Raw genomic sequence first — 13995 nt, 5'->3', positions numbered from 1 at the left:
GCACATCCTCAACGTTATATTTATTTTTCCAGTCGCTTACGGTGCCGTCCGTGATTCAGCGTCAAGCGCTTCCGGCCAGTGAATATGACCCCACTGCTGCGGGTGTTCTGCAAAACGCGCCGTCTCAGGCACCGGACGGTGCTGCATATAGTGACAGCAGTAGCACCACAGCTCGCGCAGCGCCTCTTTATCCCCCACCGTCCACGTCAGCGCAAACCGCTCCCGGACATGGCTGGTTCCCGGCTGGCACACCGCGCCGTGCAGCTGGTAACCCTGGTTGTAGCGTCCGGCTTCATAGGTGATTTCTCCGCGCACTTCATCCCAGTTAAACACCCGGACCTCCACCGGCCAGTCTATCCACGGATTCCAGCTGCTGCGGTGATGTTCGTAAATATAGACTTTCTGCCGCTTACGGTTTAGGCGCACGGGCGTACCGCGTGGCGTGTGATAGGTCATTCTGATCAATAATTTAAAGAAAGATATAAAAAAAGCACAAGTTAATAAAGAGCCTAAAAAAATACTCACATCCCATTTAATTACAAAAGGAGCTATTAAGTAAAAAAGTATAAATGGCACTAAAAGGAAGGCAAAAATATCGCCGCCGCCCCATGAGATCTGATTCTCATAACGGGGAATTTCCAGCCAGATATCATTCTTTTCATTCAGCCAGATAGCATTGGGTTCAACATCGTGCTCCAGCCACTGAACCGGCAGATCCTCCTGCCATCTTTCCGCCTGCGGGATCAGTACGGAACGGCGATAGAAAGGGTTTTTGGGGCGTTGTGTTTCAACGTTTGCTGTATGCTGTTCCTTTTTTTTATTCTCAGAGGCGGACAGTGATGCGCGACGCTTTACTTTATTGCCTGGCTTTTTAGTCATAATATTCATTTATCCTTTTACATTAAGCGTTAATGAAAGCACATCCTCAACGTTATATTTATTTTTCCAGTAGCTCACCGTTAACACTGCCCTATTGTATGAAAACGATGAAACCCACCCGCCATTTTTAATAATCAGCAAACTGTTATCTTCATCCGTTTCATGCTCAATAAAACCTTTAAAAAAATACTCGACTTCATTATGATATTTATCATCCTGACCTGGGAACATTTCATGCGATTCTGACGTCACTGATAGTGCATTACCATTAGCAGCAAATGCCTGCAGTTGATATTCATAGGCAGATAATTCACTATTATAACCGGGTAACGTAATATTGGACTCAATTTGTCGGTAGGTTCCACCACCACCAGGAATAGAAGAGACTGTGCTAAAGGCGACCTGAACCCGCATACCGGAGATAATTGCGTTATAATCGGCTAAGGCGCTGTTTAAATCCTCCAGACTCGTAGCCTGCCAGGGAATATCATCTTCTTCGCGACGAAGACCGAAGCAGCAACGCCGCAGCCAGATTTCAATCGGCGTACTACGTAGTTGCTCCCCCCTAAGAGCTAATGCAGCGCCTAAAAAAATTAATGCTAATGCTAGTCCGGCGGGGCCAAAAAGAGTAAAAACGCCGTAGTAAGCATAATAACCAGCAACAGCCCCACCAGCGATCGTCGACGCGGCAGCAAAAAAATAAAACTTTGCAGAACCATTGTCTCCCTTGATATAAGCATCCCACCAAGAAAATCCCATCCTTATCCCATCCACTACCGAAGCTACTCCAGCCAGAACACCGCCCGCTTTAATCAGTGTATGGACATCCTTACCCAATACTTGCCAGAGGCCTTTTTTCGTTAACATACGTCCAAAACCGGCGATTTCCGTTGCCGCGCTGGCGATCATCAGATAGTTCGTTAACTGCTTAAATTTACCGTCGGTAAACTGAAGTGCTCGGTTATTTTCCCAGAGATCGTAAGTCTGGAATGCCAGCATGGCCGTAGACAGCACCATACCTATAGCATTACCGCTCACCAATCGCCCGGTTCGTTCACTGATGATGTTGCTGCGAATATTTTCCCATTGCGCCGCATCCACCGTGCGCAGAGAGGACTCGGTTTTATCCAGCAATGAAAGTGACGATATACGGAGTTCACTGGCAAAATTGCCGACATGTGATTGGTGAGTAATCGGCGCTTTTGTTACTGATGAAGGACTCACTCCGGACTTACGCAGCGGTTTAAAAAGGTTTTCTAAAGCAACCATACTGCTAAGTTGCATATTAATCCGCTGGCCCAGCAACTCGTTGTCCGTGATCGCCAACAAATATCCTACGGCTGAACGCGTGCTTGTCACGCCTCCCTGACGAATCGTGCCACTAAACGGGGATGAATTTTTGGCAACCTCCATGCCCAGGCGCGTGCCATATTCCTGATAAAACTGCTGGAACTCTCTTATGGTCATCGATAAGGAAAAAAGCGTCACCGTTTGCCCCGTGGCGACATACCCAGCCCCCTGAAGCATGCGTATGACCCCGTGTCGGGTCGCATCATCCAGTTTGTCAATTCCCCGACTAAACGCGCCATTCATCGCCAGAATACGGGTGTTAAACATCGCCTGGATTCTGTCGCTTTTTAGCGTATTACCGATTTCATCCGCACCAACAATAACTTTCAAATAAGAATAGACGCTTAGCCCGCTGTAGATGCTGCTGTAATCATCAGTGCTATATCCTAGCAGTCCTTTATATACAGGACTGTTAGTGTCGCCGAACCATGTACACCACACATCACGGGTACTATCATCAATTGCCCCTCCCTGCAGGCAGGTGGTGACCGTCGTGAACTGGCGATACCATTCGAGCAGATCCTGCTGTTTTGAATAGTCATTATCGATAACATATTTCCAGAGAGGCGCGACATACCAGAGAGCTAAATCTGTACCCACATTGTCAATGCGCTGTTGTAGGGATTCCACCTTTTCCTTATAGGTTTTTGCAAAATCGGCTCGCCCTTTTTCATCATAACTTTGCTGTAAACGCGTAAAGTATTCATCCCACGTCTGGCGGCCAACCTCGTCTTTATCAATACATTCCACACTGTTAGCAGCAGGATACGGGGAAGAGGTATACACACAGCGGGTTTTGCTGTTTTGCTTAATACTCTCTTCCGACCCCGCCAGATAGTTTTCAATTGCCAGGGCGATGATATGTTTGTGCATGGTTTCTGGTTGGCTAATATAATCTTCCATGGCGCTCACCAACTGCAGTTGCCCTGCTTTTAACTCCTGAACAATCCCTACACTGTCTGTGAGGGTAATTGCCACCGGCGGACGCTGGTATTGCTGCGTAATGCGATCAACATAATCGCCAAATGAGGTGGACTCATCCTGGCGTGAGTAAAATCCATGCATTCCTCCCTCGGGTTCATTAATCTTCTCCAGCCAGGGATAAAGTAAGGTTGCATATTCAGCCACCTTCTCTTTCAATGATGACAACGCGCTATCGATCGCAAATTCGCCTTTTTCAGCAGACGGCGCGCTTTGCAGACTATCCAGAATAATATGCGTAAAGCGTTCTTCGGACGGTTCTTTTTCATACTGACTTAAAACGTCATCGCTCCAGGGATCGCTGCTAAATGCCAGCCACGCTTCGCTGTATTTTTTGGTATCAAAATTGATAAAACTTCCCGCATTGCAATGCCCTTGCGTGCGACAGGCGCTGCAAAGCGATTCTACCGCATCACATTCAGGCATCAGAGTGGCTTCAAATTGCCGCAATGCGCCTTCTGTTGTAACTTCATAACCCTGCCATGTTTTTTTATCGCCATTGCTTTCTTTAGGCTTTAAAAGTACGTACAGATATCCCATGCGCAACGTTCTTAAGGCATATTTATATTCCCCTCCTTTCAGCGAGGGTGCAGGTTGTGGCTGAATGTTAGGTTGCCAACCAGAAGAGACCATCCCGTTGGGTACAACAGCAATCCGCAGGGGAAGAACCGGAATGCCTTCTCGTTGACACACCTTACAATCTGACGGGATCTGGGCAGACTGATCTGCTGCTGCGGCATTATCTTGAGATTGATCCTTAAGCGACATAAATAAACATTCCTTATTGAACGGTGCTTTGCTGTTCCAGTTCCAGCCAGACTGAATCGGGTAATGTCTGAAGTAACTGCGTCAACAGTAGCGAGGGATTTTCTCTCGCCTGTTGCAGAAGAGACGCAATGGTTGAATGACGGGTTATATCAACGGGAAAATTGAGTGCATTTAGTGCGAGATAAGTTTTATCACGCAACTGATGCAATCCTATTTTACCGACTTCTTTCCAGGCTTGTGCAGCCAGATAAACTGCGTTATCCGGTAGGATCGTTTTCCCATTATCCCAGGCATATAATATGCGCCATATATCCCTGATATTCAGTTGGCCTTCCTGCATTCCCCACGTCAGTTTACCTGCTGTCGTTGCTTCGATGCTGTTCAGGCCGTTGAGTTTTCCCGTATAGGCTATATACCACCAGGTTGAAATTGGCCAAAGAACCTCTTCAATCACAGGAGATAACTGCGTTAGATACAAAAGCTCCATACGCAATGGCTCAAAAAAGGGTAATGAATAACCTGTAGTTATCTGGTCACCAAGAGTTCGGCAATTATCTGCGATCTTTTGCGACAACACCTGAAGCCCACAAGCGCTGCTCAATAGCCCACAAATATAGCGCTTATTATATTTCCGCTCATAGGTTCCATATCTTACAACTTCATTAATCACTGCGGTTGAACACACCTCTCCGGGTGCGGCCAGTAATATCAAATGTGGACAAGATTCCGGAGAGTAGCGAAGATCAGGACGTAGTACGGGTTTGACGTTTTCAGCGCCATATATTTCCTTTAAATTACTTAGGCATAAATCATTTAAAAAAGTGACATTTTTTAACGGATCGACCAGTAAATAGCGATATTCATTTTGGTACCGCCCGTTAAAATCGCTACATATATCATCCGATTGAAACTGTTTATAGTTGCTCACGATTACGTCCGCTCCTTGCAGGTCGCACCGGGAGGAAGTTCCGGGGGCGTATAATTATACGGCTGTGGGATCTGACGATTAAACGTAGCGCTTTTCACATTCACATCACCCAATGTCTTAATGGTCACGCCTGAACGTTCAATAATGAGTGCCGTTTTATCGCATGCTAATGTAATTTTTTTCGCCGTCGAGATATAAACCTCCCCGTCCTTACTTTGTATTTTCATATCTTTCATGGCAGTAAGCTCCATGTTGTCATCTTGCGCCTGTATCTCAACCTTGCCTTTGTTGGCAAAAATCTTAATCCCCAACGTTTTAGCAAACAGACTGATAACCTCCCCGGCAGCGACGGTAAACTTTTTGAACACGCTGAAATCACTGTTTTCAGCCGAGGTCTGAATAAAATTATTACCCGTACTAATTTGAATACTTTCCGGAGATACCTGTGCAATACCCGCGGGTGCGCTCAACAGCAAAGCCGCTTGCTGTAAATCTTTTAGCGACCCTTCCATCAGACTTTTTTGCGCTGCTACTTGTGCTAGCTCTGCGTTGGCCGTTTTCACCGCCTCGCTCAGCGATTGCGCCAGTCCTTGCGCCTGTTGCAGGGTTTCCAGCGCCGCTTTCATTTCAAGCTGTAGGTCCTGCGCCTTTGCCTGCATATCGGCACTGATAAACAGCCCTTGTCCGCCGCGTATCGTCCCCCATTTGTCCGTGCGCAGCTCAAACCCTTCCCCCCGTTTCTGCTTGCCGCTGTCCACGATATGACCCAGATTTAGCTGGCTCTTCCCGCCGTACTCCGTCGAGAGCTTGATATGCTCCTGCCCACGGGTGTCATCGAGGCGGAATTTGTTGTTCGTAGGGGTACGCAGGACATTGCGTTTATTGTTGCGGATGGTGACATGGTCAGGATGGGCTGAGTCATGCAGTGCATGGGCGATATATGGCCGGTCCGGATCGCCATTTTCAAACGCAATAGCCACTTCCGTGCCAGCCAGCAGTGGCAGATGAAAACCATAGGTATCTCCAGCATACTGTCTGGCCTGACGCACCCACAGACTTTCGTACCCGGCGGGCCATGTATCGCGGTCAAAGAGTAAATTGACCCGATAGCGTCCGTCTTTATCGATATGCCCGTAGAGATCGCCTGGCTGGGTACTGGTCACCCGTGCAGGCAAAGTGCCCGCCATCACAGGTTTCTCCGGCGAAGGTGCGCGAAAACAGTAACGTTCAGAACAGGGTATTGCCTCAAACTCCAGCGTATAGCTACGGTCGCGAGCGGCACGGGTATGAATCGCGGTGATGACCACGCCGTGGGCAAACATATCTGGAGCCTCACCGCCGGTCACCTTCAGCGCCTGGCCAGGCATTAACGTTACGCTGTTGCTGGTGCCCCCCAGTCGCGTCTGCCCGTTCAGATAGCGTTCGTGGCGGATACGGGCATAAAATCCCCCGCTCTCAATCGTCTGCGGGCTACCGGCCTCACGAAAATTATCTGCGTAATGATACGCTTCACCACGGGTAGTTTTGTCGCCCGCAGTGACATCCATCGCGCTGTCCATGTCCCTTTGGGCGTCACGGTAGTTGTAGTCTCGGGTGGTAACCGTGTTTTCAACCACCGAATGCGACGAATTCAGCGCCCATGCGGCTTCAACTGTGCCGTCGTACATACCGGACGGGTGGCGCAGCGGTAGAGTGATTCCCTGTTCATATCCCTGCTGATCGTCGTAAAACTCTATCACCTCAATTTTCAGCCGTGAATCTGCCGCGAAACGGAACCAGATCCCGGTCTCCGCCAGCAACCGTGACAGAAACGTCAGGTCATTCTCGCCGTACTGCATCACCTGTTCGCGACGTGGGTACTCATTATTCAGCTTAAAAACAAAATCCTGACCGCGCAGACCATGACGTTCACGCAGGATTTTTTCCGTAATCTGCGAGACGGACATATCCTGGAAAATCGCGCTCTGATGACTGCGGGAAAGTAGCGCCAGACGGGGTTCCAGTCGCACCTCGTAATGCGTTTCGTCACGTGAGGCAGACAGACACTTAAATGCGGTAATCACCCCATGCAATGTGCGCTGCGGAGTCATCACCGCCATCCCCTGTTCCGGCGGTGCGCACAAGCTGAACGAAGCGTCCTGCATCAATACTGTTTCCGGCGTAATACCATGATTAGTGCTGGTGAACTGAATGTCATACCGAAAAGGCTGGCTGAGATATTCATGTCCTTTGAAAGCCAGAACGTCTGGTTCCACGTCCAGCCCACGAATAGTCAGTTTGTTATGGTTGTGATCAAACAACATTTTGTGCCCTCCTGGCGTTCGGGCACGCTACCGCCCATGGCCGTAACCCTATGCCCATTAAGGTAATACTTCCCCGTTCTCAGTAACCGCGTTGAATGTCCCTACTGATCAACACATGAAATTGGCGAAGCCCAACGTTGCCATTCGCCTGTGTTATGCGGCGAAACTGACCAGTAGTGAGTCAAGCCAGCAGTCCAGCCCCCACCAGAGTAGTCCCACCGCAAACAGGCCCAACATCAGCCGAATTCGGACGTCACGCAGCCATAAACCCAGCGAGCTTCGCGCAGGTAAGGTATTAAGTACCGGCTGTGATTCCTGAAACTGAAAAGCGGGAATATGCGATGTCAGTTCATTGAGTAACGCTGTCCGTGTTGGTGCGTCCGGACTCAGTCCACCGAGAAATCCCAACATCAATACCCGATGGAAACAGATAAGCACCGTTGGTTCCGGTGCCGGCTCGCGCAGAACACCACGCATCCGCTCATACAACGCTTCTCCGGCGTCGAGGGTGTTGAAGTAGTGCGTCTGGAGCGGGGACTGATACCACACCAGACTGGCATCATCCTGTACCTCGCGACTTTTCACCGCCTCATCCAACAGTGCACAACAGGCATAGGTGATGTGCAGAATGTTTTCCTCGGTTAACCCCGCCGTACGCGTCACCTCTCGCACACACGTCACATTATCCGCGCACATCTGCCACAACCGCCGCCCTTCCCCGGTAGCAAACTGCTCCCCCTGCCGTAATCTCACGGTCTGAAGCCAAATATCGGCCAGACATTCATCGACGTTGAAGGTCATGTGCGCAACACCGCAAACAGCTCAAGCTCGAGTTCACCCAACGTGCCCGGTACATAAAATACGCAGACGCCAGCGTCCAGCATTCGCTGGGCCGACGGATGATTGAGATCGAGGGAGAAATACTGATTTTCCAGGCGCAGGGGAATCGCCGCCGGGACGTGAGTTTGCGCTTTCAGCGGGATGCCATTTAGCGCAATATTCACAACCTGGTTTACATCGTCCGGGCTCCCCGCCTTGCATAATTGTGGGAACTGGTTATAAAGCTGCGCAGCTGGCAGGGATGAACGCACCGACAACCAAAAATCAGCACCTTCACGCAGACGGGGATCGTGTAGTCGGGCGATCCATTGATGCAGACGAAGATCGCGTTCCATATCAATGGCGATGACCCGTGATGGCAGGCTGGTTTCCAACAATCTGTTCAACAACCTGAACAACGGCAAAAACGTGTTGCTTAAATCATCGTGCTGATACAGCGGGATAACGCCAATCTCATGTTCCAGCGAGAACGTCAGCAGCGCCCCCGCCAGCCGCGCCAACTCCTGATACACGCGTTCCGGATGCACCTGTGGGAAACGCTGGTACATCCCCAGGACGGGTTCGGCGGTATTTAGCGCATTGAGCAGCCAAAATAACGAGACGTCTGCTACAGCAAAATCCGCCATCCGCTCATTACTTTCCCGACGCATTGCCATCAAACGGATAATGCGAGCACGCAGTTGCGTCAATAACACCTCTGTCTTGTCGCACAACCCGTGATTACCGTGCATCGCCAGCAGCGGAGGGATGAACGTCCCATCAAGGACATAGTTACCTTGTACGTCTTTTAATATCCGAGCCACCGGGCAGGTGAGGTAATTGGCATTATCCTGAGTTGAAAGCCGTAGCGTGAGTTCATGTTGCATCACCGCCATCGGCTTTATGTCATCATCAAACTGGTTGCGTACATCGCGCCACACCTGGCGGTAACGCACCGGATATTCAGCAATGTCTTCCGGTTGCAGGCAATTACGGTCATTCGAATAAAACTGAGGAAGGGCCAACAGCACTGTGGCTTCGTTTGTCTCCCCCGTCAACGTTAACGTTGGAGGTAGGGCATCCATCTGTTCAGTATCTATCTGAGTACCGTCCTGAAATCGTAAGTTCAGGCAAAGGGGTTTCAGTTGCCCTTGTGTCAGTACTTGTGAATCAAATTCTGCACGCCATACCCCCCACGGATGCATAACGCTCATTTGGGCTATACCCTGGTCATCACGGGAATTAAGCAACGTTTGCTGTTGAAAATACTGGGGAGAAAGGAGGATCCCTTTTGTCCATAGCGGACGAAAAATCTTCATTGCACCTCCTGTGCCATAACATTTTTATTCAAACATCCAGAAATAAAATAGATTAATAAAAATCATTTGTTTTATGATTAATTATATCAATATATATAATTACACACTGAAATAAAAAAATTAAGTCTTAATTAACGATTAAACATTTGGCGCGTTGGCAGTGTGATACTGCTGGTGACGCTTACAGACAGCGCGCTTTTTTTCGTGCAAACGAAAACGTTTCCGCTTATCCTTTGTTTCCGGCAAAAAAGACTATCCTCAGCCGGAGCATATTGATGACTGCACCATCCCAGGTTTTAAAGATCCGCCGCCCAGACGACTGGCATCTTCACTTTCGCGATGGCGACATGTTAAAAACTGTCGTGCCCTATACCAGTGAAGTGTATGGCCGCGCCATTGTCATGCCGAATCTGGCTCCGCCCGTCACCACGGTTGACGCGGCTATCGCTTATCGCCAGCGAATTCTTGACGCGGTACCTGCCGGACACGACTTCACGCCATTAATGACCTGCTACTTAACGGATACGCTGGATCCCAACGAACTGGAACATGGATTTAACGAAGGCGTTTTCACCGCTGCAAAACTCTATCCGGCCAATGCCACCACCAACTCGACGCATGGCGTAACCTCGATTGACGCCATCATGCCGGTACTGGAAAGGATGGAAAAATTGGGTATGCCGCTGCTGGTGCACGGCGAAGTGACGCATGCGGATATCGATATTTTCGATCGTGAAGCACGCTTTATTGAAACGGTGATGGAACCACTGCGTCAGCGTTTAACTGCGCTGAAGGTGGTGTTCGAGCATATTACGACTAAAGATGCTGCCGACTACGTGCGCGACGGTAACGAGCTTTTGGCTGCGACCATTACGCCACAGCACCTGATGTTTAACCGCAACCACATGCTGGTCGGTGGGATTCGCCCTCACCTGTACTGCCTGCCGATCCTCAAACGTAACGTCCATCAACAGGCGCTGCGAGAGCTGGTTGCCAGCGGGTTTAACCGCGCCTTCCTTGGTACCGACTCTGCGCCGCATGCGCGTCATCGTAAAGAGTCTAGCTGTGGCTGTGCGGGCTGCTTTAATGCGCCGACCGCGCTGGGCAGCTATGCCACCGTGTTTGAAGAGATGAATGCGTTGGCGTATTTCGAAGCCTTCAGCTCACTCAATGGCCCACGGTTCTATGGTTTGCCAGTGAATGAGACCTTTATTGAGCTGGAGCGCGTGGAGCATCAGGTCCCGGAGAGCATTGCACTGGACGATGATACGCTGGTGCCTTTCCTGGGTGGCGAAACGGTACGCTGGTCAGTAAAAAATTAAAATAAGTGTAGCCAACTGAGGCGATTAACTGTATAAATAAACAGTATATTCCACAGGGGGCTACTATGCGTATTGAAGTCACTATTGCTAAAACTTCACCACTACCCGCCGGCGCAATTGACGCGCTGGCAGGTGAACTCTCCCGCCGTATTCAGCACCATTTTCCGGATAACGAAGGTAACGTATCCGTGCGTTATGCTGGCGCAAACAATCTGTCGGTTATTGGTGCGAGCAAAGAAGACAAAGAACGTATCAGCGAGATCCTCCAGGAGACGTGGGAAAGCGCGGATGACTGGTTCATCAATGAATAAATAATGATATGCAGTGATGTTTGTTTGCCGGGTCGCCCCGGCTTTTTTATACACGCCATCTTTAAATCAATAGCGAATTCCTGCTGGCAAACTAATATTTTAATAATCAATTTCTGGTCATCTTTTAACCACAACACCAAAATAATTGTGCAACATGCTAAAAAAAAATGAATAACATGTTGGTTTCTTACTCAGATAACGCTGAAAACAAAAAAATTATGCGCTCCCCTCTTTAAATTTCCAATGAATACCCTTATTTATTGATATACTGAAGTTGCTTCAGAAAAAAACGCATTGAACCTCGAAAACCGTTGTCTAGTAACACGAATTAGGGGGCATGATGGAAAAGAATAATGAAGTCATTCAGACTCATCCGCTTGTAGGATGGGACATCAGCACCGTTGATAGCTACGATGCGCTGATGCTGCGTTTGCATTACCAGACCCCGAATCGTCCAGATCCGGATGGGACTGAAGTTGGGCAAACGCTCTGGTTAACCACTGATGTTGCCAGGCAATTTATTTCGATATTAGAAGCAGGAATCGCTAAAATTGAATCCGGCGATTACCAGGTAAATGAGTATCAGCGACATTAAACCTGATACATCCAACCATCAAAAGGCACCTTATCGGTGCCTTTCTTATTTCCAGGTTGAATATTCCGGGTCAGTTATTTACCCTGCTATACCTGTCATACTTCAAGTTGCATGTGCGTTGGCTTTCCTCGCTCACCCTGGTCACGTACTAATGTACGCTCCCAGGGATTCGCTGCGTTGCCGCGTGATTCGGCCTTACGGCCTCACCCCTTCGGGGCCAGCGCGAGCGCTGTTCAAAACGGCCGGGCCGTTTTGTCCTGCAACTCGAATTATTTAAGGTATACTATCGCGATTGCAGAGAGAAGCGGATGAAATACGACTTAATCATTATTGGCAGCGGTTCGGTAGGCGCCGCAGCCGGATACTATGCCACTCGCGCCGGTCTGAAGGTTCTGATGATCGATGCGCATATGCCCCCGCATCAGCAGGGCAGCCACCACGGCGACACTCGATTAATTCGTCATGCTTATGGCGAAGGCGAAAAATACGTTCCTCTGGTACTGCGGGCGCAGACATTGTGGGATGAACTGTCCACCCAAAATGAAGAACCGATTTTTGTTCGCTCTGGTGTAATCAACCTCGGCCCGGCAGATTCAACCTTCTTAGCGACCGCGGCACAAAGCGCAAAACAGTGGCAACTCAACGTTGAACAACTGGATGCTGCAGCCATCATGGCGCGCTGGCCGGAGATTCGCGTACCTGAAAACTATATCGGCCTGTTTGAAGCCGAGTCAGGTTTTTTACGCAGTGAGTTAGCGATTAAAACCTGGATCCGTCTGGCGGAAGAAGCAGGCTGCGCGCAGCTATTTAAATGCCCGGTCAGCGCAATTCGTCACGGTGATGATGGCGTCACGGTAGAAACCGCCGACGGTGACTATCACGCGCGAAAAGCGGTGATCAGCGCCGGTACCTGGGTGCAGGCTTTAGTCCCCGAACTTCCGATACAGCCCGTGCGCAAGGTGTTCGCATGGTATCAGGCCGATGGACGTTACAGCGTCAAGAATAACTTCCCTGCCTTCACCGGAGAGCTGCCAAATGGCGACCAATATTACGGTTTCCCGGCAGAAAACGATGAGCTAAAAATTGGCAAGCACAATGGTGGACAGGTAATTCATTCTACAGAAGAGCGTAAGCCGTTTGCCGCTGTTGCCAGCGATGGATCTGAAGCCTTCCCATTCCTGCGCACAATTCTGCCAGGCGTTGGTTGCTGTCTGCACGGTGCGTCCTGCACCTATGATAACTCACCGGATGAAGACTTTATTATTGATACTCTGCCGGAGCATGACAACACGCTAATCATAACCGGGTTGAGCGGACATGGCTTTAAGTTTGCCTCCGTGCTGGGAGAGATTGCGGCAAACTTCGCCCAGGACAAACAGTCTGACTTTGACCTGACCCCCTTCAGGCTAAGCCGTTTTAAGCGATAATAAATGATGGCCTCGTTGGTGAGGCCATTTTTAATGACAGGAATAACATCGATGCGCCGCATCTTTCACTATCTGGTTAATAATATTCGCGAGCATTTTATGCTCTACATTATTTTATGGTCGCTACTGGCAATTATGGATGTTATATATATTATGTTTTTTTGATCTCATTACGCTGACATTAATTGACATAAACTGATGTTAGTTGAATTTTCATTGCATTAAATTGAATAAGAAAAAAACCTACAAACCCCGAAAGCAGGCCTTGATACTCGCATTCCTCTCTAAATGCCTGATGATAACTTCACAAGTCAATCAATTATTTTGAGTTAACAATAAATATCAGCGCCATTGTTATTTATTAGTTGCATTAATGTCTTTTCCGCGCCATTTTCATTCACTTCTGAAATATCTAACGGTGTGCTTATGCAATTCAATAATAGTCCACAACGCTATGGCATAGTGTCTGCCGTATTACACTGGCTGACTGCGATTGTTGTATATGGCATGTTCGCGCTGGGTTTATGGATGGTCACGCTCAGCTACTACGACGGCTGGTATCACCAGGCCCCTGAACTGCATAAAAGCATCGGCGTTCTGCTTATGATGGGATTAGTCATCCGCGTCGTCTGGCGATTGCTCTCCCCTCCACCTCCTGCGCTGACAAATTATTCCCGTTTAACCCGCATCGCTGCGGCAGTGGGTCACCTCGCGCTATACACATTGCTCTTTTCTATTGTCATCAGTGGATATTTGATTTCCACCGCTGATGGCAAAGCGATAAGAGTATTTGGTTGGTTTGACATCCCAGCGACCCTTGCCAATGCGGGCGCTCAGGCCGACCTCGCAGGTAGCCTGCACCTGTGGCTTGCATGGTCCGTGGTGGTTTTATCGCTTCTGCACGGACTGATGGCCCTGAAACATCACTTTATCGATCACGACGATACCCTCAATCGCATGTTGGGAAAATCGTCATCTGACAATGGAGCTTAA

General features: G+C 49.1%; 12 protein-coding genes. 6 read left to right on the top strand and 6 right to left on the bottom strand.

The window, feature by feature from the left end:
• Positions 1–36 precede the first annotated feature (36 nt).
• From LA337_08585 to tssK, 6 genes are all read right to left on the bottom strand, one after another.
• Positions 37–879, bottom strand: coding sequence for a hypothetical protein (locus LA337_08585; GenBank protein ID UBI17731.1), 843 nt, complete (start codon positions 877–879; stop codon positions 37–39).
• 9 nt (positions 880–888) lie between these two features.
• Positions 889–3978 (bottom strand): hypothetical protein, encoded by a 3090-nt coding sequence (locus LA337_08580; protein ID UBI17730.1) that lies wholly within the window; start codon positions 3976–3978, stop codon positions 889–891.
• A 13-nt stretch (positions 3979–3991) separates the two neighbouring features.
• On the bottom strand, positions 3992–4906 hold the full coding sequence (locus tag LA337_08575) for a hypothetical protein (GenBank protein UBI17729.1): 915 nt from the start codon (positions 4904–4906) through the stop codon (positions 3992–3994).
• A gap of 2 nt (positions 4907–4908) precedes the next feature.
• The gene (gene vgrG, locus LA337_08570) at positions 4909–7209 is read right to left on the bottom strand and encodes a type VI secretion system tip protein VgrG (GenBank protein ID UBI17728.1); all 2301 of its coding nucleotides are present in this window, start codon (positions 7207–7209) and stop codon (positions 4909–4911) included.
• A gap of 153 nt (positions 7210–7362) precedes the next feature.
• On the bottom strand, positions 7363–8010 hold the full coding sequence (tssL, locus tag LA337_08565; protein ID UBI17727.1) for a type VI secretion system protein TssL, short form: 648 nt from the start codon (positions 8008–8010) through the stop codon (positions 7363–7365).
• A complete protein-coding gene (gene tssK, locus LA337_08560) occupies positions 8007–9347 on the bottom strand; it encodes a type VI secretion system baseplate subunit TssK (protein ID UBI17726.1) in 1341 nt (446 codons plus the stop codon). Before tssK ends, tssL begins: the two co-directional genes overlap by 4 nt.
• 275 nt (positions 9348–9622) lie before the next feature.
• Here tssK and pyrC point away from each other — a divergent pair, with 275 nt between their 5' ends.
• The 6 genes from pyrC (at position 9623) to LA337_08530 (ending at position 13995) form a co-directional block, all read left to right on the top strand.
• Complete coding sequence (gene pyrC / locus LA337_08555) at positions 9623–10669, top strand: dihydroorotase (protein ID UBI17725.1); 1047 nt, start codon at positions 9623–9625, stop codon at positions 10667–10669.
• 65 nt (positions 10670–10734) lie between these two features.
• Positions 10735–10980, top strand: a complete 246-nt coding sequence (gene dinI / locus LA337_08550) for a DNA damage-inducible protein I (protein UBI17724.1) — start codon at positions 10735–10737, stop codon at positions 10978–10980.
• 340 nt (positions 10981–11320) lie between these two features.
• Positions 11321–11575, top strand: a complete 255-nt coding sequence (bssS, locus tag LA337_08545) for a biofilm formation regulator BssS (protein ID UBI17723.1) — start codon at positions 11321–11323, stop codon at positions 11573–11575.
• A gap of 308 nt (positions 11576–11883) precedes the next feature.
• On the top strand, positions 11884–13002 hold the full coding sequence (gene solA, locus LA337_08540) for an N-methyl-L-tryptophan oxidase (GenBank protein UBI17722.1): 1119 nt from the start codon (positions 11884–11886) through the stop codon (positions 13000–13002).
• A gap of 51 nt (positions 13003–13053) precedes the next feature.
• The gene (locus LA337_08535) at positions 13054–13167 is read left to right on the top strand and encodes a YceO family protein (protein ID UBI17721.1); all 114 of its coding nucleotides are present in this window, start codon (positions 13054–13056) and stop codon (positions 13165–13167) included.
• A gap of 261 nt (positions 13168–13428) precedes the next feature.
• Positions 13429–13995: a cytochrome b gene (locus LA337_08530; protein UBI17720.1), complete on the top strand. Its 567-nt coding sequence runs from the start codon at positions 13429–13431 to the stop codon at positions 13993–13995.

Origin of the sequence: Citrobacter europaeus (assembly GCA_020099315.1) — a bacterium.
GTDB classification, from domain to species: domain Bacteria; phylum Pseudomonadota; class Gammaproteobacteria; order Enterobacterales; family Enterobacteriaceae; genus Citrobacter; species Citrobacter europaeus.
The sequence above is the reverse complement of the archived record's forward strand: the minus strand, read 5'-3'. Positions and strand labels throughout refer to the sequence as shown.